General features: G+C 66.9%; 20 protein-coding genes. 18 read left to right on the top strand and 2 right to left on the bottom strand.

Annotated elements, in window-relative coordinates; all coding sequences use genetic code 11:
• The first annotated feature begins 91 nt into the window (after positions 1-91).
• The 5 genes from MC381_RS03290 to MC381_RS03270 all read left to right on the top strand — a co-directional run bounded on the left by MC381_RS03290 (position 92) and on the right by MC381_RS03270 (position 5,914).
• The gene (locus tag MC381_RS03290) at positions 92-760 is read left to right on the top strand and encodes a response regulator (RefSeq protein ID WP_251976291.1); all 669 of its coding nucleotides are present in this window, start codon (positions 92-94) and stop codon (positions 758-760) included.
• The gene (locus MC381_RS03285; RefSeq protein WP_251976290.1) at positions 757-2,166 is read left to right on the top strand and encodes a sensor histidine kinase; all 1,410 of its coding nucleotides are present in this window, start codon (positions 757-759) and stop codon (positions 2,164-2,166) included. The genes MC381_RS03290 and MC381_RS03285 overlap by 4 nt, the downstream gene beginning before the upstream one ends.
• The gene (locus MC381_RS03280) at positions 2,163-3,257 is read left to right on the top strand and encodes an ABC transporter substrate-binding protein (RefSeq protein WP_251976289.1); all 1,095 of its coding nucleotides are present in this window, start codon (positions 2,163-2,165) and stop codon (positions 3,255-3,257) included. The genes MC381_RS03285 and MC381_RS03280 overlap by 4 nt, the downstream gene beginning before the upstream one ends.
• A 179-nt stretch (positions 3,258-3,436) precedes the next feature.
• Positions 3,437-4,738 (top strand): shikimate transporter, encoded by a 1,302-nt coding sequence (gene shiA / locus MC381_RS03275; protein WP_251976288.1) that lies wholly within the window; start codon positions 3,437-3,439, stop codon positions 4,736-4,738.
• Positions 4,739-4,972: 234 nt separating this feature from the next.
• The gene (locus MC381_RS03270) at positions 4,973-5,914 is read left to right on the top strand and encodes an AEC family transporter (RefSeq protein WP_251976287.1); all 942 of its coding nucleotides are present in this window, start codon (positions 4,973-4,975) and stop codon (positions 5,912-5,914) included.
• 7 nt (positions 5,915-5,921) lie between these two features.
• On the opposite strand, the gene MC381_RS03265 is transcribed toward MC381_RS03270, so the two are convergent.
• On the bottom strand, positions 5,922-6,746 hold the full coding sequence (locus MC381_RS03265; RefSeq protein ID WP_251976286.1) for a sugar phosphate isomerase/epimerase family protein: 825 nt from the start codon (positions 6,744-6,746) through the stop codon (positions 5,922-5,924).
• 146 nt (positions 6,747-6,892) lie between these two features.
• Between MC381_RS03265 and msrP the strand changes: the two genes are divergently transcribed.
• The 11 genes from msrP to MC381_RS03210 all read left to right on the top strand — a co-directional run bounded on the left by msrP (position 6,893) and on the right by MC381_RS03210 (position 17,091).
• Positions 6,893-7,915 (top strand): protein-methionine-sulfoxide reductase catalytic subunit MsrP, encoded by a 1,023-nt coding sequence (gene msrP / locus MC381_RS03260; RefSeq protein ID WP_251976285.1) that lies wholly within the window; start codon positions 6,893-6,895, stop codon positions 7,913-7,915.
• The gene (msrQ, locus tag MC381_RS03255) at positions 7,915-8,550 is read left to right on the top strand and encodes a protein-methionine-sulfoxide reductase heme-binding subunit MsrQ (RefSeq protein ID WP_251976284.1); all 636 of its coding nucleotides are present in this window, start codon (positions 7,915-7,917) and stop codon (positions 8,548-8,550) included. The genes msrP and msrQ overlap by 1 nt, the downstream gene beginning before the upstream one ends.
• Positions 8,551-8,736: 186 nt before the next feature.
• Complete coding sequence (locus MC381_RS03250; protein WP_251976283.1) at positions 8,737-9,723, top strand: 2-hydroxyacid dehydrogenase; 987 nt, start codon at positions 8,737-8,739, stop codon at positions 9,721-9,723.
• A gap of 228 nt (positions 9,724-9,951) precedes the next feature.
• Positions 9,952-11,043: a LacI family DNA-binding transcriptional regulator gene (locus tag MC381_RS03245; RefSeq protein WP_251976282.1), complete on the top strand. Its 1,092-nt coding sequence runs from the start codon at positions 9,952-9,954 to the stop codon at positions 11,041-11,043.
• The gene (locus tag MC381_RS03240; RefSeq protein ID WP_251976281.1) at positions 11,040-12,071 is read left to right on the top strand and encodes a TRAP transporter substrate-binding protein; all 1,032 of its coding nucleotides are present in this window, start codon (positions 11,040-11,042) and stop codon (positions 12,069-12,071) included. Before MC381_RS03245 ends, MC381_RS03240 begins: the two co-directional genes overlap by 4 nt.
• Positions 12,072-12,081: 10 nt before the next feature.
• Entirely contained in the window at positions 12,082-12,702 is a 621-nt protein-coding gene (locus tag MC381_RS03235; RefSeq protein WP_251976280.1) for a TRAP transporter small permease, read from the top strand.
• On the top strand, positions 12,699-14,006 hold the full coding sequence (locus MC381_RS03230) for a TRAP transporter large permease (protein WP_251976279.1): 1,308 nt from the start codon (positions 12,699-12,701) through the stop codon (positions 14,004-14,006). The genes MC381_RS03235 and MC381_RS03230 overlap by 4 nt, the downstream gene beginning before the upstream one ends.
• Positions 14,007-14,251: 245 nt before the next feature.
• Positions 14,252-14,932 (top strand): HAD family hydrolase, encoded by a 681-nt coding sequence (locus MC381_RS03225; RefSeq protein WP_251976278.1) that lies wholly within the window; start codon positions 14,252-14,254, stop codon positions 14,930-14,932.
• Positions 14,933-15,067: 135 nt separating this feature from the next.
• On the top strand, positions 15,068-15,442 hold the full coding sequence (locus MC381_RS03220) for a translation initiation factor Sui1 (protein ID WP_251976277.1): 375 nt from the start codon (positions 15,068-15,070) through the stop codon (positions 15,440-15,442).
• Between the two features lie 143 nt (positions 15,443-15,585).
• Positions 15,586-15,999 carry a YbaY family lipoprotein gene (locus tag MC381_RS03215; RefSeq protein WP_251976276.1) on the top strand — a complete coding sequence of 138 codons (414 nt, stop codon included), beginning with the start codon at positions 15,586-15,588 and terminating at the stop codon, positions 15,997-15,999.
• Positions 16,000-16,101: 102 nt separating this feature from the next.
• Positions 16,102-17,091, top strand: a complete 990-nt coding sequence (locus tag MC381_RS03210) for an aldo/keto reductase (RefSeq protein WP_251976275.1) — start codon at positions 16,102-16,104, stop codon at positions 17,089-17,091.
• A gap of 51 nt (positions 17,092-17,142) precedes the next feature.
• On the opposite strand, the gene MC381_RS03205 is transcribed toward MC381_RS03210, so the two are convergent.
• Positions 17,143-18,039, bottom strand: coding sequence for an NAD-dependent protein deacetylase (locus tag MC381_RS03205; protein ID WP_251976274.1), 897 nt, complete (start codon positions 18,037-18,039; stop codon positions 17,143-17,145).
• Between the two features lie 174 nt (positions 18,040-18,213).
• On the opposite strand from MC381_RS03205, the gene MC381_RS03200 reads away from it, so the two are divergent.
• Both MC381_RS03200 and MC381_RS03195 read left to right on the top strand, forming a co-directional pair.
• The gene (locus MC381_RS03200) at positions 18,214-19,140 is read left to right on the top strand and encodes a nuclease-related domain-containing protein (protein ID WP_251976273.1); all 927 of its coding nucleotides are present in this window, start codon (positions 18,214-18,216) and stop codon (positions 19,138-19,140) included.
• A 26-nt stretch (positions 19,141-19,166) separates the two neighbouring features.
• Positions 19,167-20,138, top strand: coding sequence for a sugar kinase (locus MC381_RS03195; RefSeq protein ID WP_251976272.1), 972 nt, complete (start codon positions 19,167-19,169; stop codon positions 20,136-20,138).
• Positions 20,139-20,151 lie beyond the last annotated feature (13 nt).

Here is a 20,151-nt window from a genome sequence, read left to right as displayed (position 1 = left end):
ACCGGATGATCGCGATGCTAGGGCGCCAAGCTGTCACCAACCTTTCATCTAAATCTTTGGTCTTATAAGACATTCGTCGGAGAGCCTTGCCATGCACCTGCTGGTGATCGAGGACGACCCTCTGCTGGCGCGCTCGCTGGATCAGGCGATGACGCAGATCGGCCACACGGTCAACCGCCTGACACGACTCGAGGATGCCTGGCAGGCGCTGCGCCAGCAGCGCTTCGATCTTGTCCTGCTCGACCTGGGGCTCCCCGACGGCAACGGCTTGACGCTGCTCGAACGGCTGCGCGACGCCGGCATGACCACACCGGTGATGATTCTCACCGCACGCGACGCACTCGAGGATCGCGTCCGCGGACTCGACCTCGGTGCCGACGACTACCTGCCCAAGCCGTTCTCGATGAGCGAGCTGGAGGCCAGAGCCCGCGCGTTGCTGCGACGCAGCCAGCAGCGACTCGATGATCGTCTGCGCTACGGGGCGTTGACGCTGGATACGCAGTCGGCGAGCGCCTGGCTCGGCGGCGAGCCACTGGATTTGCCCCGCCGCGAATGTCGCCTGCTGGAAGCCCTGATGCTCAACGCCGGCCGGATCGTGGCGCGCGAAACCCTGGAAAATCGCCTGTTCGGTTTCGAGGCTGTCGGTGCCAACGCGCTCGAGGTCTACGTCAGTCGCCTGCGCAAGCGTCTACAGCACTCCGGCCTGGCGATCCGCACCCTGCGCGGGCTCGGCTATCGCCTGGAAGAGGTACCGGCGTGACCCCAGGGGCGATTTCGCTCAAGCGGCGGCTCGCACTGTGGCTGGTCGTCATCGTGGCCGGCCTGGGGACGCTGTTGCTGATCGAGGCCTATACCAGCGCGCGCAAGGCGGCGAATCGCGCCCTGGATGGCCAGCTCGAGGCGGCGAGCCTGACGATTGCCGAATCGCTGCAGTGGCCCGATGGCGTGCCGACGCTGGAGATGCCGGCCTCGGCGCTGCAGATCCTTGCCACGCCGTGGCAGGAGCGCGTCTTCTACTGGCTACGCGCGGACAACGGCCGCATCATCACGCGCAATGCCGATCTACCGATTACCGCGATGATGGCGCGTGAAGCGCGCGCCGACACCGTCTACCGCGACGCCGACCTCGACGGCGTGCCCATCCGGCTAGCCGGCCGCGAGGTGAACTCCGCCGGTTGGGATACGCAGGAGCCCGTGCAGCTCTGGGTCGGTCACACGCGCCAAGGTCGCGATGTCCTGGCCGGCGAGCTGTTCGAGAAGAGCGCCACGCGCTTCGCCGCCATGGTCATGATCACCGCAGTACTGGTGACCATCGCCATGTTCACCGCGCTCGCCCCGCTGAAGCAGCTCCGTCGTGCGCTGCGGGCACGTCGTGCCGACGACATCCGTCCGCTGCATCTCGGCGTGCCGCGCGAGATGCAGGAGTTGGTCGACACCTTGAATCGCCTGTTCAGCGATCAGCGCAACCATCGCGAGATGCTGTTGCGCTTCATCGCCGACGCCTCCCACCAGTTGAAGACGCCGCTGGCTGGCCTGCAGAGCACCAGCGAGCTGGCGCTGGCGAGCGAGGACCCCGCCGCGTGGCGCCGCGCGCTAGCCACGGTGCACGAGAGCGCCGGGCGCACCAGCCGCCTGGCCGGCCAGATGCTGAGCCTGACCCGCCTGGATCATCTCGGTCCGGCGCATGAGCGCCACCCGCTGGCGCTGGACCGGCTGCTGCGCGAGGTGGTCACCGACTGGGCCGAGCGCGAGGCGAGCCACGCGCACGATCTCGGCCTCGATATCCAGACGCCGAGACCGGTCTGGGTCGAGGGCGAGGCCTGGGCACTGGCCGAGCTGCTCCATAACTGGATCGACAACGCCTGTCGCTACACCCCGCCCGGCAGCACCATCACCCTGACACTCGCCTCGGTCGATAACGCGGTGCGCCTCAGTATCGAAGACGACGGGCCAGGCGTGCCCGCGGATGTCATCGCGCGTCTCACGCGGCCGTTCGAGCGCGGCCAGCGCCAGGATACCGAAGGCTCGGGACTGGGACTCGCCATCGCCGACTCGATCGCGCACCGTCACGGGACCCATATCACGGTGGCGGCGTGCCAACCTCACGGCTTGCGCCTCTCGCTCGACCTTGCGCGCGGCGCGCCCCCGTCGGAGACAAGCGCATGACGTGGCAACGAGCCATCCACACTGGCCGAACGGCGGCCCGCGCCCGGCCCTCGGGGTGGCTGATAACGGGGGCACTGATCGGACTGCTCGCCGGTCTGGCGGCAAGCTCCCCGGCTGAGGCCAGAACGGCCCTGGTCGTCGAGGCCGCGCTCGATCGCGATGTCTTCGAACCGGTACTGGCGGCCTTTGCCGCCGAGAACCCCCAGCTCGACGTCGACTACCGCGACCGCTCGACCCTGACCGTGGACCAGCGCGCCCGCGATCGCGACGACCCGCCGGACGTCGTGATCAGCTCCGCCATGCCATGGCAGATGGCCTTGAGCAACGAAGGCCTCGCGCAGCCGCTCGACGTCCCGGAAGCGGCCGAATGGCCCGCGTGGGCCAAGTGGCGCGACGAAGTCTTCGGTTTCACCTTCGAACCGATCGTGATGGCCTATCGGCTGGAACTCGCCTCGCACATGCCGCCGCCGGAAACACACCGCGACCTGCTGCATCTCTTCACCGACTATCGCGAGCTCCTGGCGGGCCGCCTGACGACCTACTCGCCCGAGGAGAGCGGCGTCGGCTATCTGCTGGCGCAGCAGGACGCGCGCTACACCCCGCGGGCCTGGGACCTGTTCACCGCCATGGACGCTGCCGACGTCCAGCCGGAACGTACGACCCGACAGATGCTCGAAGGCTTGAGCGACGGACGCTACTGGCTCGGCTATAACCTGCTCGGCTCCTACGCCATGGTCTGGGCGCAAACGCACCCGGACATTATCGTGCAGGTGCCCAACGACTATTCGCTGGTGCTGATGCGCATGGCCTTCGTCCATCGCGACGCCCCGCACCCGAGCGCCGCCAAACGCTTCGTCGCCTTTCTGCTGAGCCAGCGCGGCCAGCACATCATGGCCGGCGGCACGCCGCTGTTCAGCGTGCGCGACGATGTCATCGGCCCCTACACGGCGCAGCGCCTGCGCGATCAGGTCGGCGATCATCTCTACCCGATTCCGATCAACGCGACGCTGCTCGCCTTCGTCGACCCGCTGCGACGCCAGGCTTTCCTCGATCGTTGGCGCCGCGAGCGGCAAGCGTCGCACGCACGCTGACGCCTCTCGCCGCCCCCCACCCTTCGCGAAGGACTTTTCCCCTGCCGCCGGCCGCGCAATCGCGTAGAATGCGCAGCCCCAATCCGGACGCGACGCCCTCCCGGTCGTCGTCGTCGGCAACCATCACAAGAGTTCACGGCACGCCTATGTATCGGCGTCGCCGACAGCGGGAGAGCAGGATGAGCGTATCGGCAGTGACCACGGCCCCGGCAGCGTCAATCAGCCAGGCCCGGCGGGCCGCCATCGGCAGTTTCGTGGGCGCGGTGGTCGACTGGTATGACTTCCTGCTCTACGGCATCGTCGCCGCGCTGGTTTTCAACGCCCAGTTCTTCCCCAATGTCAGCCCCGCCGCCGGCACCCTCGCGGCCTTGGCCACCTTCGGCGTCGGCTTTCTGTTCCGGCCGCTCGGCGGCATCGTCTTCGGACACTTTGGCGACCGTCTGGGTCGCAAGCGCATGCTGATCATCACCGTCATCCTGATGGGCATCGCGACCGCGCTGATCGGCCTGCTGCCCACTTATGCCCAGATCGGCGTATGGGCGCCGATCCTGCTGGTGACGCTGCGTGCGATCCAGGGCTTCGCGGTCGGCGGTGAATGGGGCGGCGCTGCCCTGATGGCGGTCGAAAGCGCACCGAGGGGGCGGCGCGCTTTCTACTCGAGCGGCGTACAGGTCGGCTATGGCGTCGGCCTACTGCTGGCGACCGGTAGCGTCTCGCTGCTCAGTCACTTCCTCGACGACGCCGATTTCCAGGCCTGGGGCTGGCGCCTGCCGTTTCTGTTCAGCGTGGTGCTGGTGCTGATCGCGTTGAAGATCCGCACGAGCCTCGAGGAGTCTCCCGAGTTCGTCGAAGCGGTGGAGAAACCCGCCGAAAAGCCGGCGAAACCGCCGATTCTGGAGGCGCTCAAGCGTCATCCCGGCGCTTTCGCCACCATCATCGCCATGCGCCTGGCCGAACTGTTCACGATGTATATCGTGACCACCTTTGCGCTCAGCTACTCGACCGGCTATCTCGACCTGTCGCGGGATCTCTTCCTGCATATCGGTCTGCTGGTCGGCGCGATCAGCTGCGTCACCATCCCGCTGTTCGCCTTCCTCGCCGATACGCTCGGCCGCCGCCGGGTCTATCTGACAGGCGCCCTGATCGGCGTGCTGGCGGCCTTTCCGTTTTTCATGGCGCTCGAGTCGGGTTCGATCGTGTGGATCGTGGTCTTCGCGGTGGCGCTGGCCAACCTCGCCCACGACATGGTGGTGAGCGTGCAGCAGCCGATCTTCGCCGAGCTGTTCGGCGCCAGCTATCGCTACAGCGGCGCCGGCGTCGGCTATCAGGTCGCGAGCGTCGTCGGCGGTGGGTTCACACCGTTCATCGCCACCGCCCTGGTGGATCTCGCCGGGGGCAGCTGGACACCGGTCGCGGTGTATCTTGCCGCCGGCTGCCTGCTCTCGCTGGTCGGTGCCGCCTGGATGCTGCGCCGGCGCTAAATGCGGCGCTCTCGATACGCCCTCTCGACAGCGGCAGTTAGAACAGCCGTTACAACAGCCCTGCGGGCGCTGAATGGCAGCGCGGGCGGTGTGACCGACAGCGCGTCGGGCGCCTCGCGGCGATTCGCTCTGGCCAGCCCGCTCGTGTGTACCGCTTGCCTCGGCGCGCTGCCGGGATCATGCTATCGCTCATAAGACCAATATCCACTTGCGCTCCACCCTTCGAGTCTGCCCTTGAGTACCATCCTCGGCGCCATCATCCCGATCTTCATCCTGCTCGGCATCGGCTATCTGGCTGTGCTCAAGCGGCTCGTCGACAAGGCCCATGTCCAGGGCATGGGTCGCTACGTGATCAACATCGCCCTGCCGGCGCTCGTGATTCAGGCGCTGCTCGAGCGCCCGCTGGCCGACGTCTTCAACGTCCCCTATCTGCTGGTCTACGGCCTCGGCTCGGGGCTCGCGTTCGCGGCGATGCTCGCCTGGACCACCTGGCGCAGCGATCTGCCACTGGGCCGGCGTGCGCTCTACGCCCTGGGCGTCTCGGCCTCCAACAGTGGCTTTATCGGCTATCCGGTGGCCGTCCTGGTGATCGGGCCGACCGCCGGCATCGCCATGGCGCTCAACATGCTGATCGAGAATCTGCTGGTGATCCCCACCGCGCTGGTACTGGCGGAGCTGAGCGCGCGGCAGAGCGGCGGGTTCTGGCGGACGCTCAAGCCAGTGGCCCTACGGGTACTACGTCATCCGCTGATTCTCGCGATCGTCGTCGGTACGCTGCTGGCGGCGCTGGATCTGCATCCACCGGAGCCGATCACCCGCGTGCTGGCGATGCTGGCCGCCTCGTCGTCGCCGGTGGCGCTGATCGTCATCGGTGGCACGCTCTGCGGGCTGCGCGTGCGCGGCATGGCCAGCGACGTGGCGCAGATCGCGCTGACCAAGCTGATCCTGCATCCGCTCTGCGTACTGCTGATGATCGCGCTGATTCCCGGGCTGACGCCGGTCTTCGCGACGGCAGCCATGGTCTTCGCCTGCTCGCCGATGCTCTCGATGTATCCGCTGCTGGGCCAGCGCTACGGCTTCGCCGAGCTCGGCACCGCCGCGATGGTGATGGCGACGGTGCTCTCTGCGCTGACGCTGGCGGCCGGTATCTGGTACGCCCACGCCTTTCTGCTGTAGGGCGCCTTCAGGGCCGCTCGGCCAGCGCCTCGTCCAGCGTCCGCTTGCCTTCCAGCGCGGACATGCCGGTCGGCATCACGCCGAGAATGTCGCTGAAGATCTCCAGCGAGATTGGCCCCGCATAGCCTGTCCGCCCGACCGCCTCGAGAAACGCGCCGATCGCCAGTTCGCCCTGGCCCGGGAAGGCGCGGCGATGGCGGCTGAGCGACTGCAACGCGTGCCTGTCGGCGTTGGCCGGCGGCCGCGGCGCATCAGCCAGCTGCACCAGCCCGATACGCTCGGCCGGGATATCCGCGAGCGTCTGTAGATCCAGATCGCGGGCGAGAACGTGATAGCTGTCCAACACGACCGACAGTGCCGGATGATCGACCAGCCGGACGAGCCGCCAGGCCTCACGGTAGTCGTCGACGTGTCGCCCCCAGGCCAGCGCCTCGTAGCCGATACGCATGCCGTGTTCCGTCGCCAGCGCAGCGAAGTCGTGAAGCGAGGCGGCAATGTCATCGGACGCTTCACTGGCATCTTCGCGCGTGTTGCTGCACAGGAGCAGGAAGTCGCCGCCCAGTGTCGCGAGCGTCTCGAACTGTCGGCGCGCCGCCTCGAGCTTCTGGCGATGAGCCGGCGCCGGAAGCCCCTCGGCATCCCGAAACGGCTGCAGTGCGACCACCGAGAGTCCGAGATCCCGGCAGCGCTCGCCGATCTCCCTTGCCGTCAGCACGCTGCCGTCCAGGTCGTCGACGAAGATTTCCACGCCGCCGAATTCGGCTCGCGCAATGGCTTCCAGCCTGGCATCCAGTTCACCGCTCAAACAGAGCGTGGCCATCGATCTTTTCATGTCACTGTCTCATCCTGACTGTCTCATCCATGAGCAACGTTGCCTCAACATAGACCCCGCCATGGTCAGAACGCCAAGGCATCCAGCAACGGCCGGACAGCGTATGAGTAACTACCCTTGTCAACAGTCACCGCAGGAGAGTCATCATGTTGATCAAGATTGCCAAACCCAGCGATCTGCGCGAATCGGACGTCACCCCGGAATCGGTTTATCTTTCGCGCCGGCGCTTCATGGGGGGCGTGATCGGCGTCGGTGCAGGGCTGGCACTGGCTGGCCGCGCCCAAGCTGCCACCGGACCGGACTACGCGGATGTTCCCGCGGGCAACCCGCCTGGCTGGTTCGGCCCCAAGCTCGAGAATGCCAAGTGGGGCGCCGTCGTTCCCGCCGACCGCGAGGTCGACAAAAACACCCCGTTCGATGACGCGACCCACTACAACAATTTCTACGAGTTCGGTACCGGCAAGGGGGATCCCGCACGTCGGGCGGACCGCCTGGAAACGCAACCGTGGAGCGTGGTGATCGATGGCGAAGTGAATAACGGTGGGCGCTTCGCCCTGGAGGATATCGCCAGACCGTCGCAGCTCGAGGAACGGATCTACCGGCTACGCTGCGTCGAGGCGTGGTCAATGGTAATTCCGTGGCTCGGCATCCCGCTCAGCGACGTGATCCGGCGCGCCGAGCCGACCGCCAAGGCGCGTTATGTCCGATTCGAAACGCTGGTACGCCCCGAACAGATGCCGGGGCAGGACTCCTCGTTCGCGCTGATCGACTGGCCCTATGTCGAGGGCCTGCGCCTGGACGAAGCGATGCACCCGCTCGCCCTCCTCGGGCTCGGCATGTACGGCCGCGAGCTGCCCAATCAGAACGGCGCCCCCTTCCGCCTGATCGTGCCGTGGAAATACGGTTTCAAGAGCATCAAGTCGATCGTGCGCATCTCTCTGGTCGAAGAACAGCCGGTCAACTCCTGGCAGGCGATCGCCCCGGACGAGTACGGCTTCTTCGCCAACGTCAATCCCGAGGTCGACCACCCGCGCTGGAGCCAGGCGACCGAACGGCGCCTGCCCAACAGTCTTTTCAGCCCGAACATCATCGATACCCGGATGTTCAACGGCTATGCCGACGAGGTCGGCAGTCTCTACGCCGGCATGGATCTGAGGAAACAGTACTGATGGCCACTTCGCGTCGTGTCCTGACCCTCTGGCGCGTGGCCGTCTTCATCGCCGCGCTGGCACCGCTGGTCTACTGGGGCTGGCAGGTGGCGATCAACGCCGCCGGGCCGGAACCGGGTCGCTACCTGCTGCTCAATATCGGCCAGGGCATCCTGTGGATGCTGCTCCTGACCCTCTCGCTGACGCCGCTGTCCAAGCTCACGCGCTGGAAAGGGTTCACCCTGATCCGCCGACAGCTCGGCCTGTGGACGCTCGCCTACGCCGTGGCGCATCTGCTCTGCTATGCGCTGTTCATCCTCGGGCTCGATCTCTCCCGGCTCGGCAGCGAGATCGTGCGCCGGCCCTACATCATCGTCGGCATGCTGGCGCTGCTCGGTCTGATCGCCATGGGCGTGACCTCGAACCAGTGGTCGATGCGCCGGCTCGGCAGGCGCTGGAAGACACTGCACCGGATCGTCTACCCGGTACTCGGGCTGGGGCTGTTGCACTTCCTCTGGGTGGTGCGTGCCGATCTCGGCCAGTGGAGCGCCTATGCCGCCGTCGGCGCCTGCCTGATGATCCTGCGCATCCCGCCCATCGCGCGCCAATTGCCGAAGATCCGTCAGCGGCGTCAGGTCAAGCGCGCCGCGGCCTGAGCCGGGCCGCCTCTGCCTGCCGGTACGCACCCGTTCGGCCGGGCATTCGCTAGACTTTCGTCGAAGCGTCCCACCGCAGCCCGGGGTGCGTCGGTTAAGCTCGGGCATTCGTCGTCTCGTTCGGCGGTTCGTGTTGCGCATCGTCCGAACGACGTCCGTTCCCGATTTCAGCCGGAGAGATTTTCCATGAGCAAACGCATACTGGCCTATCGCCGTCTCGACGAGCAGCAGCTCGAGCAGCTACGCAGCCGGTACCACGTCGACTACTTCGGCAAGCTTTCCTCCGCCGATGATCCGGCGTTCCGCGAAGCGCTGGCCGAGGCCCACGGCCTGATCGGCGCCGGCGTCAACATCACCCCGGTACTGCTCGACGCCGCACCCAAACTCGAGGCGATCGCCAGCATCTCCGTCGGCGTGGACAACTACCCCGTCGACGAACTGACCCGCCGCGGCATCCTGCTCTGCAACACCCCGGACGTGCTGACCGAAACCACCGCCGACACTGGCTTCTCGCTGATCATGGCCAGTGCGCGTCGGGTCGTCGAGCTGGCCGACTTCGTCAAGCGCGGCGACTGGAAAGCGAGCATCGGCCCCGAGCAGTTCGGCAGCGACGTGCATGGCAAGACGCTCGGCATGGTCGGCTTCGGTCGTATCGGGCAGGCGATCGCCCGGCGCGGAGCGCTCGGCTTCGGCATGCAGGTGCTCTACTCCAATGCCTCGCCCAAGCCGGAGATCGAACGCGAACTCGGTGCACGTCGCTGCGAGTTCGACGAACTGCTGCGCGAATCCGATTTCGTCTGTGCCATCGTGCCGCTGACGGACGAGACGCGTCGGCTGATCGGCGCCCGCGAGTTCGAACGCATGAAGGAGAGCGCCATCTTCATCAACCTGTCGCGCGGCCAGGTGGTCGACGAGCCGGCAATGATCGACGCCCTCAAGCGTGGCCAGATCCGCGCCGCCGGCCTCGACGTGTTCGAGAAGGAACCTTTGCCCGCCGACTCGCCGCTGCCGCAGATGGCGAACGTGGTCGCGCTGCCGCATATCGGCTCTGCCACTCATGAGACGCGCACGGCCATGGCGCAACGCGCGGTCGACAACATCCTGCTGGCGCTCGACGGCAAGGCACCGATCAGCCCGGTCAACCCCGAGGTACGCAACGAAACGGCCACCTGATCCCAGCCATCCCCTGTCTCCTGGCGGCTGTCTCTTGGCCGCTATCTCCTGGCGGCAGGTGAGTCCGGCGATGCCCGCGGCGTGACACGGTCCGGGGCCTGACGCCCGACAGGCCAGCGTCTTGTCGCTCGTCTACAAGCTCTTCCACCAAAGACGGATAGTCGATGTCAGTCGACCCGGCTAGCCTGCGATTGACGTTTTGGATCGATCCAAATGACGGATATCGAGATGAGGCAGGAAGACCACTTCGACCACCGCTCGCCGCCGTCCGGCCCTGCCGGGCCGGGCGCGCCCCGGGTCACGCTCAAGGAGATCGCCGCGCACGCGGGGGTCTCGCGATCGACCGTCTCGCTGGTCATGCAAGAGAGCCCGCTGGTCGCGGAGACGACGCGGACCCGCGTGCAGGCCAGCGCCCAAGCGCTCGGTTACGTCTACAACCGTGGCGCCGCCATGCTGCGCAGCGCCCGTACCGCCACGGTCGGCGTGGTCGTCCACGACATCGCCAACCCCTTCTTCGGCGCCATGGTCGCCGGCATCGACGATGTCCTGCAGGCGGCCGGCTATGTTCCCTTCCTCGCCAACAGCGGCGACAGCCCCGCGCGCCAGGAACGCTTCCTGACGCGCATGCGCGAACAGCACGTGGATGCCCTGCTGCTCTGCCCTGCCGAAGAGACACCGCCGGCCTTGATCGACACCCTGGCCACCTGGCAGCTGCCCTGCATCCAGCTGATGCGTCACCTCGGCGAGACACCGCAGGGCGACTACGTCGGCGCCGATATCCGCCAAGGCGTACACGATGCGGTGGCACATCTGGTGAGCCTGGGGCATCGCCATATCACGCTGCTCGCGGGCGACAGTGACCACTCGGCCGACCGGGAGCGGCTCGATGGCTATCGCCAGGCCATGCAGGCTGCCGGGCTCGAGGTTGAATCGCGCGTCCTGCGCGGCGAGCTGACGCGCGGCGCAGGCCTCCAGCGAACGCTGGCCCTGCTGGACGAAGCCGCCGCGCCCACCGCGCTGATCTGTCACAACGACCTGGTCGCGCTCGGCGCGATACTGGCACTGCAGCGCCGCGGCCTGCGCCCCGGACTCGACTGTGCGGTCGTCGGTATCGACGACATCGACGAAGCCGCGCTCACCCACCCTGCGCTGACCAGCGTCGCCACGCATCCCGAGGCGATCGGTCGCGCCGCCGCCGAGCTGGCCCTGGCGCGCATCGCGGACCCGCAGGGCGCCCCCGCCCGCATCGTGCTGCCGGCCACCCTCGAGATTCGCGACACCACATCGACCTCGCCCCGGCGCGAACAGGAGTCCTCATGAGCTATCGTCCCTCGAACGCTCGCCCCTCGAACGCTCGCCCCTTGAACGTTCGCGGCCTTGGCCTCGCGCTGCTGGCCACGCTGACGCTGGCTTGCGTGACGCTTGCGGCCCCCACCGCGTCGGCCCGCGAGCTGATCTTCGCCCACGGCGCCACCGAAGAGACCGCCTATCACCTGAGCGCGGCGCGCTTCAAGGCACTGCTGGAGGAGAAGACCGACGGCGAGCTGACGGTCGGTCTCTACAGCAACGGCGTGCTCGGCCACGAAACCGAGATGTTCGAACAGCAGACAGCCGGCGCGCTCGACTTCTCGATCGTCAACCCGGGGCTGATCTCGGAGTTCTCGCACACGGCCAGCATCTTCTCGATTCCCTTTCTCTATCGCGATATCGATCACTGGCGCCACGTGCTCGACGGCGAGGCGGGGCGCGAGATCGCCGCGCGCATCGAGGACGAAACCGGGGTCAAGGTGCTCGCCTATTACGGCGGCAGTACCCGACAGATCGTCAGCACCCGGCCGCTCGAGAGTCTCGACGACCTGCAGGGCATGAAGCTGCGCACCAACCCGACCCGGCCGACCATCACCGCCTGGGCGGCGCTCGGCACCCAACCGACGGTCATGGCCTACAAGGAGATCTACACCGGGCTGCAACTGGGCGCCATCGACGGCCTGCTCAACGAAGCGGAGTGGATCTACCGCATGCGATTCCACGAGGTCGCGCCCTATATCGGGCTCTCGGGGCACGACATCACCGTGCGCCTGCTGACGATCTCGGACGACACCTGGAACACGCTGTCGCCGGACGAGCAGCAGGCCGTGCAGGCGGCCGCCGACGAGAGCGAGACCTACGCCCGCAACCTGCAGATCCGGCTCGATACGGAATCCCGCGAGAAACTGAAAGACGAGGGCGCGACCTTCTACCCGATGGATCGCGAACGCATGCAGGCCATGGTCGCCGAGCCGCTGGGCAAGGTGATCGATGAGATGGGGCTGCGCGACGTCTACGAGCTGATCGTCAACACGGATTGAGGAGAATCGCATGGCACTCGCAACGGCCCTGGGCCGCGTCAATCGCCAGCTGGAGCGCGTTCTCAACGTCGTGCTGCTGTTGCTGCTGGCCAGCTTCATCGTGCTGATCGTCTATCAGATCGTCAGTCGCAACCTCGGCTTCCTGCCGCGCATCTACTGGACCGAGGAGATGAGCCGCTTTGCCTTCCAGTGGATGATCATGCTGGGCACCGCGATCGGCGTGCTGCACGCCGACCACTTCGTGCTCGAGGCGTTCCCGCGCGGCTCGCGGGCCGACCGTGTCACCCGCGTGATTCGTGACCTTGCCTGCCTGCTGGTCGGCGCGATTTTCGTCATCTTCGGCTTCGGCTTCCTGCTGTCGGGTTTCCATCGCATCGCCAGCGCCTCGCAGCTGCCGATGGTGGTGACCTATTCGACCTTCTTCGCCTGTGGCGTGCTGATCGTCTCGTTCAGCCTGCAGCGCCTGCTGCTGGCGGCCGCGCACGGCGTCGACGCCATGCAGCGCGAGCTGGACACGCCCTCGGAGATCGACGAGCTGATCGATCCGGAAGCACCGAGCGCACCGCCGACCCAGGAACTCGATAGCCACCTGACCGCCCGCCAAGATCGCCACCAGGAGCCCGCCCCATGATGCCCGCCGACTGGTTACCGCTGCTGCCCTGGCTCCTCTTCGTGCTGCTCGGCGTGCTGATCGTGGCTGGCGTGCCGATCGCCATGTCGCTGGTGCTGACGTCGTTCTCGATCATCGTGCTCGACCCGCGCCTGACGCCGTGGATCCTGTTCCAGCGCATGTACTACGGCATGGACTCCTTCGTGCTGCTGGCGGTGCCGCTGTTCCTGCTCGCCGGCAACCTGATGAACGCCGCACGCATCACCGACCGCCTGATCACGCTGTGTCTCAACCTGGTCGGGCATGTGAAGGGGGCGCTGGCCCACGTCAACGTGCTGGTCAGCATGCTCTTCGCCGGCGTCTCCGGCTCCTCCACCGCGGACAGCGCGGGCATCGGCACGGTGCTGATCCCGGCCATGAAGAAAGAGGGCTACCCGACCCACTTCAGCGTCGCCGTCACCGCCGCCTCGTCGGTGATGGGGATCATCATCCCTCCCTCGATCAACATGATCGTCTGGGGCGCGCTGACCAGCACCTCGATCGCCGGGCTGTTCCTCGGCGGCATCGTACCCGGCATCCTGATCGCCGGGGCACAGCTGCTGATGAACCTGGGCTACGTGCGCCGCTACGACGTACCGACCCGCAAGCGCGCCACCTTCCGACAGCTCGCCAGTTCCGGCAAGGACGGCCTGCTTGCCGCCGGTATTCCGGTACTGATCATCGGCGGCATTACGCTGGGCATCGTCACGCCCACGGAAGCGGCCGTGATGGCCGTACTTTATGCGCTGGTGCTGGGCTTCGTGGTCTACCGTGAACTCAATCTCAAGAGCGTCCTGACCGCATCGACCGATACCGTGCGACTCTGCTCGCTATCGCTGTTCAGTCTGGTCGGCGCGGCGATCTTCGGTTATTTGATCAGCTTCTATCGCATCCCGCCGCAGCTGATGACCGGCGTCGAGATCAGCGATCCGACCACGCTGCTGATCATTGCCACCGTCGTCATGCTGCTGGTCGGCACCTTCATGGACTCGCTGCCGGCGATGGCGATCCTGGCACCGATCTTTCAGCCACTGGCCGCCCAGGCCGGCGTCGACCCGCTGCAGTTCGGTGTCATCAGCGTGATGGCGCTGGGGCTCGGCTTGATCACACCGCCCTACGGGCTGTGCCTGATGATCTCCGCCAAGATCGGCGGCATTCCGCTGCTCAAGGCACTCGGTACCACCATGATCTATCTCGCCGTGATGCTGGTGGTCATCGGCGCGCTGATCGCCTTCCCCGAGCTGATTCTCTACCTGCCTCAGACTTTCGGCCCGGACGCCGGCTGAGCGCCGCCCCCAGAAAGTGTGCAATCAACGCGCAGATCCCCGCTCCGGCTTGTCAGGCCGGAGCGGGGCGACTAAAGTTCGAGAGCGACATTGAAAACAGTGTTCCGCAACTCTATCTACAGTTAAGGCGACATGGCGCCGATAATCGGAAGACTGGTGCGGGGCGGTCTCCGCCCGCCAGAACGACGGCCGATCCACCTTCGGCTGCCCTTCAGCCACCGACCGCGCCCTCGAGGCGACTCATCATGCCCGATCCGCTCTGTCTGCTGTTCGATTGTGACGGCACCCTGGTCGACAGCGAGCCGCTGCTCGCCGAGATCATGGCCAAACACCTGAGCCAGGCTGGCTTGCCCTTCCAGGCCAGCGACTACATGACCGACTTCCGTGGCGCCCGCTTCGCCAGCATCGTCACCCATCTGGAACGCGTCCACGGCGGCATCGACGACGCCGTACGCCAGCAGATCGAAAGCGCCATGCGTGGCGAGATGCACGAGCGCATGGGCAGCGAGTTGACGCCGATCGATGGCGTCTCGAAAGCCCTCGAGGCACTCGATTCGCTACCGCGCTGTGTCGCCTCCAACGGCCCCGAGCACAAGATCCGCCGCGCCCTGGACAGTACCGGGCTGCGCCCCTTTTTCGGCGACAGCATCTACAGCGCCTATACCGTCGGCAGCTGGAAGCCGGAACCGGGGCTGTTCCTGCACGCCGGGCGCGACATGGGCTTCGCCCCCGCCGATTGCGTGGTGATCGATGACGCCGAGGTCGGCGTACGCGCGGCCCTGGCGGCAGGCATGCGAGTGATCCACATCAACCGCTTCCCCGAGCGCGAGACGACGCCCGCCGGTGCCATCGGCATCCGCAGCATGGGCGACCTGCCGGCGGCGATCGACCGCCTCATACCGTCGCTGATCGCCAACTCTCTCTGAGCCCGTCGGCGGCGTCATCAGGCGACGCCGCCACGTCCGCCTTTGCGCCCGGCAACCTCCTGCCGCTCGGCGACGCTGTCGAACCGACGCCAGCGCACGTTATCATCACGCTTTTCCCGTCACACCGGAGCGTTCATGCCTTCCCTACAGGATCAACTGCGCGGGCTGGTCTATTCGACTGAACATGGCGAGACCTGTCCCGGCTGCCGACAGCCCGTCAGCGCCTGCGACTGCCAGGCCCGCGAAGAAGCCGAGCGCCTGGCGGCACTCGACGGCATCGTGCGTATCCGACGCGAGACCAGCGGCCGCAAGGGTAAGGGCGTGACCACCGTCGAGGGCGTGGCGCTGGAAGAGGCCGCGCTGAAGACGCTGGCCAAGGCGCTGAAGAAGCGTTGCGGCACCGGGGGGTCAGTCAAGGCGGGCGTGATCGAGATCCAGGGCGACCACCGCGACGTGCTCAAGAGCGAACTCGAAGCCCGCGGTTATCAGGTCAAACTGGCCGGCGGCTGAGCTGGTGGCCGTGCGGAATTTCCCGCCGTCTCGCCTGTCTCAGCTCCGGCGCGGCCATCATCGGCTCTCCGGTCGCGTCTATTTATCGTCGGACCTGTTTACCGTCTCGCCTATTTATCGCCGCGCCATCGAGGAAGTCTGCCATGCCGTCCGCTAGTCTCCGCCGCTATCGTCTCGTCGTCGCCCTGCTGACGCTGGCCGCGCTCGCCGGCTGCGCCAGCGGGCCGCAGTTCGAGACGCTTGCTGCCCGCGTGGTCTCGGAGCAGCCGGTCGCCCTGCCCGAGAACGCGACGCTGGATATCCAGCTGACAGACTTCAGCACCGGTGACGTGCTGGCCAGCAGCCACTACGAAAACCTCTCTCAGCTGCCGATTCCGGTCACGCTGCAGTACGCCCCCGCCGCCATCGATCGTGACAATCTCTATCGTCTCGACGCCCAGATTCGGGCCGACGGCCGCATCCGCTATCTCAATCGGGAGACCGTCTCGGTGTTCGGCGTCGACGATCCCGGCGAGCCCGACATTCCGGTCGTCACCACCGGCGCGGAAGCTCGCTGAAGGTCGACTTGTCGACGAGCGTCATCTTGGCCACGCTGGAAAGACGCAAGACGCATTCCGAGCGCCGCATGATGCGGCGCTTTTTCTGGCCAGGAGGATCGGATGGAAACCTTGACACTTCCCGGTACCGATATCGAGATGTCGCGCATCGGACTCGGCACCTGGGCGATGGGCGGGCGCCTGTGGGGCGGCGCTGACGATCCGAGCGCGATTCGCACGCTGCATGCCGCCGTCGATCGTGGCGTGACGCTGATCGACACCGCCCCCGCCTATGGCTTCGGTCACGCCGAGGAGGTCGTCGGCCGGGCGGTGGCCGAGCAAGGAGGAAGAGACCGGCTGGTGCTGGCGACCAAGGCGGGGCTGGAATTCGACAGCGGCGCCCCGGCGCGTAACGCCACCGCCCGGCGACTGGCACAGGAGCTGGAAGACTCCCTGCGGCGCCTGCAGACCGACTACATCGATCTCTACCAGATTCACTGGCCCGACCCGCTGGTGCCGATCGAAGAGACGGCCGAAGCCATGGCGCGTTTTCATCGCGAGGGCAAGATTCGCGCCATCGGCGTCAGCAACTTCTCGCCCGAGCAGTGCGATACCTTCCGCGAAAGCGCCCCGCTGCACACGCTGCAACCCCCCTACAATCTGTTCGAACGCGATATCGACAACGCCATTCTGCCCTACGCCCAGCGCCACGACCTGACGCTGCTGACCTACGGTGCCCTGTGCCGGGGCCTGCTTACCGGCAAGATGCACGAGGAGTACACCTTCAACGGCGACGACCTGCGCAACAAGGACCCGAAGTTCCAGCCGCCGCGCTTTTCCCAGTATCTCGGCGCCGTCGATGCGCTCTCGACGCTGGCTCAGACGCGCCACGGCAAGAGCGTCCTCGAGCTGGCCGTGCGCTGGCTGCTCGACCGTTCGCCGAACATCGCCGCCCTCTGGGGGGCGCGCCGGCCGGATCAGGTCACCCCCCTCGACGGGATCGACGGCTGGCAACTGAGCGCGGAGGATCTGCGCGATATCGACGCCATTCTCGCCGAGCACGTCACGGACCCGGTCGGGCCGGAGTTCATGGCGCCGCCCACGCGCGACTAGGCTTCCCCGGCGTCGACACGTCCCTGGCCGGATCGCCCCGGGCAAGCCGGATCACTCGGGCGCGCTGGCGAGCCGCCCGGCCAGGGTATCGGCCAGCGCGCCGAGTGTCGGTCCGATCGACGTCGCCACCTTCAGCGTGTAGAGGTCATCCGCCCGCGTTCGCCCCAGGTTGACGCAGGCGATCGGCTTGCCCGTCTGCGCGGCGTAGCGGGCGAAACGGTAGCCGGAATAGACCATCAACGACGAGCCGACCACCAGCATGGCGTCGGCCGCTTCCAGGGCGGCGAAGGCGGCGTCCACGCGCGCCCGCGGCACGCTGTCGCCGAAGAACACCACGTCCGGCTTGAGTACGCCCGTGCCGCAGCGCTGGCAGGCCGGCACCGAAAAGCGCGAAAAGTCGTACCCCTCGAGATCGGCATCGCCGTCGGGGCCGACCGCCGCGCTCAGTCCCACCCACTCGGGATTGCGGCGCGCCAGCTCGTCATGGAGAGCGTGGCGCATGATCGTGGCATCACAGCGCATGCACTTGACCATGTCCGCCTGCCCGTGAAGGTCGATTACACCCCGGGTTCCCGCGCGCTGATGCAGGCCGTCGACGTTCTGGGTGACCAGACAGGATATCCGGCCCTGCCGCTGCAGCGCGGCCAGGGCCCGATGCGCCTGACCGGGCTGGGCACTAGCCAGCGCGCGAAACCCCACGAGACTGCGCGCCCAGTAGCGGCGACGCACGTCGAGACGGCTCACGAAGGCCTGGTGGTCCACCGGCGGCGGCCGTTTCCAGTCGCCGCGCACGTCGCGATAGTCGGGAATGCCGCAGTCGGTGCTGACACCGGCACCGGTCAGTACGAATAGCCCCGGATGCTCGGCGACAAAGGTCGCCAGCGCCGCGTGCGCGGTTCGTTCGCTCGTCGCCGACCGCGACGAATCGTACTGCGCGTGCCGTTGCATGCCTCGTCTCCCGTTACAGGTACTCATGAGGGATCGCGTCACATGTCGATCCTGCCACGGTCACGGCGAGCCATGCACGCGTCGACCTCGTCGCTCCCGGCATCGCGGAGCACGCCGAACCTCGGCTAGAATGGTGCCGCTGTCCCGTCCACGCCACCGCAAGGACCCCCGCCCATGGCCTGGTTGGAGTATGTGCTGCCGCTGATCTTCCTCGCGCCGCTGGGTGCCGCCGCGCTGGTGGCCATCACGCTGCGCGATGTGCAGACAGTCGGTCTGCGCTCGCCCCACGACAATGAACCGATTCGCGAGATTGCCCAGGTCCATCGCGATCGCCTCGAGAAGGCGCGGGTGGTGTTCTTTCTCGATGCCACACTCGCGCCCACGCTGACGTTGATGCCACTGGTCTATGGCATGGGCCGCATGCTGTTCGCCGAGCGCCAGAGCTGGCTGGAGTGGTCGCTCTACGGCGTCTTCAGCACGCTGCTGGCGATGCTGTTCTGCTTTCTGATCCTGCGCGACGTCCAGCGACTGCGCCGCCTGACCCGCAGCCTGGCCTGCGAGCTGGCGGTCGGGCAGGCCCTCGACCATCTAATACGGCCGGTCGCGCGACCCTATTTCGTCTTTCACGACTTCCCGGCGAACAGCTATTGCATCGACAACGTGCTGATCACGCCGCAGGGAGTCTTCGTGATCCAGACGGCCGCCCGCGAATTCCCGCTGGATTTCGAGGGGCGCCCCAACAACACGGTCTCCGTCGAGCAGGAGCGTCTGCGTTTCCCCGGCTGGCAGGAGCGCCAGATCCTGCGACAGGTACGACTTTCCACTGTCTGGCTGCGCCATTGGCTGACCCGACACGCCCAGCTGACCGTGCCGGTTTGCGGCATCCTGGTGCTGCCGGGCTGGCAGATCGACGACGAGACGGCCCATCTCGGCGCGACGCGCGATGTGCGCGTGGTCGACGGCTTCGACCTTGCCGCCCAGCTGGAGGCCACCACCGAAGAAGTGATCGACGATGCTCAGCGTCAGCGCCTGGTGGAAGCGCTCGATGCCCGTAACCAGCGTTTCGCGCACCAGCGGAGCTCCCGCAGCGCGACGCGCTGATCCCGACGACCGACCCAGGAGACGCCATGCCCTCTGCAGATTCCGCCGCGTTCGATGTGCTCACCTTCGGCGAAGCGATGGCCCTGTTCGTTGCCGACGAGGCAGGCCCGCTCGACGCCGTGACCCGTTTTCATCGCCGCACCGCCGGCGCCGACACCAACGTCGCGATCGGGCTCGCCCGGCTGGGCTTCGATGTCCGCTGGCTGAGTCGCATCGGCGACGACCACAACGGCCGTTTTCTTCAACGCGCGCTCGAGGCGGAAGGCCTCGACTGTCGTCACCTGCAGCGCGACCCGAACCACGCCACCGGCATCGTCTTCAAGGAACGCGCCGTCGACGGTGCCGATCCCCACGTCGAATATGCCCGTCGCGGTAGCGCCGCCAGCCATCTCGGCCTTGACGATGCCGCCGAGGTGTCGCTGGAATCGGCACGTCATCTGCACGCGACGGGGATTCCGCCGGCGCTCTCCGCCTCGGCGCGCGAACTGGCCTTTCATCTGCTCAAGCGCGCCCGCGCCGGCGGCCAGTCGATCTCTTTCGACCCGAACCTACGTCCCACCCTGTGGCCCAGCGAAACGGTCATGATCGAGACACTCAACGCGCTCGCCGCCGAGGCCGATATCGTCATGCCGGGGCTCTCCGAGGGACGCCTGCTGACTGGACGCGACACGCCCTACGACATCGCCGGCGACTACCTCGACCGCGGCGCCCGCGCCGTGGTTATCAAACTCGGCCCCGAGGGCAGCTACTTCCGAACGGCCGACAGCGAAGGCACCGTCGAGGGCGCCCCAGTCAAGACCGTGGTCGACACCGTGGGCGCCGGCGACGGCTTCGCCGTCGGTATCATCAGCGCCTACCTCGACGGACTCGACTGGGCGCCGGCGCTGCACCGCGGCAACCTGATCGGCGCTCGCCAGGTGCAGGTGATCGGCGACATGGAAGGCCTGCCATCGCGCCAGACGCTGAGTGAGATGGAACGCAGCGGCGACGCGATCTAGCCTCCGCCCTGGC

The sequence above is a fragment of the Salinicola avicenniae genome (assembly GCF_023736115.1).
Taxonomy (GTDB): Bacteria; Pseudomonadota; Gammaproteobacteria; order Pseudomonadales; family Halomonadaceae; genus Salinicola; species Salinicola avicenniae.
The sequence above is the reverse complement of the archived record's forward strand: the minus strand, read 5'-3'. Positions and strand labels throughout refer to the sequence as shown.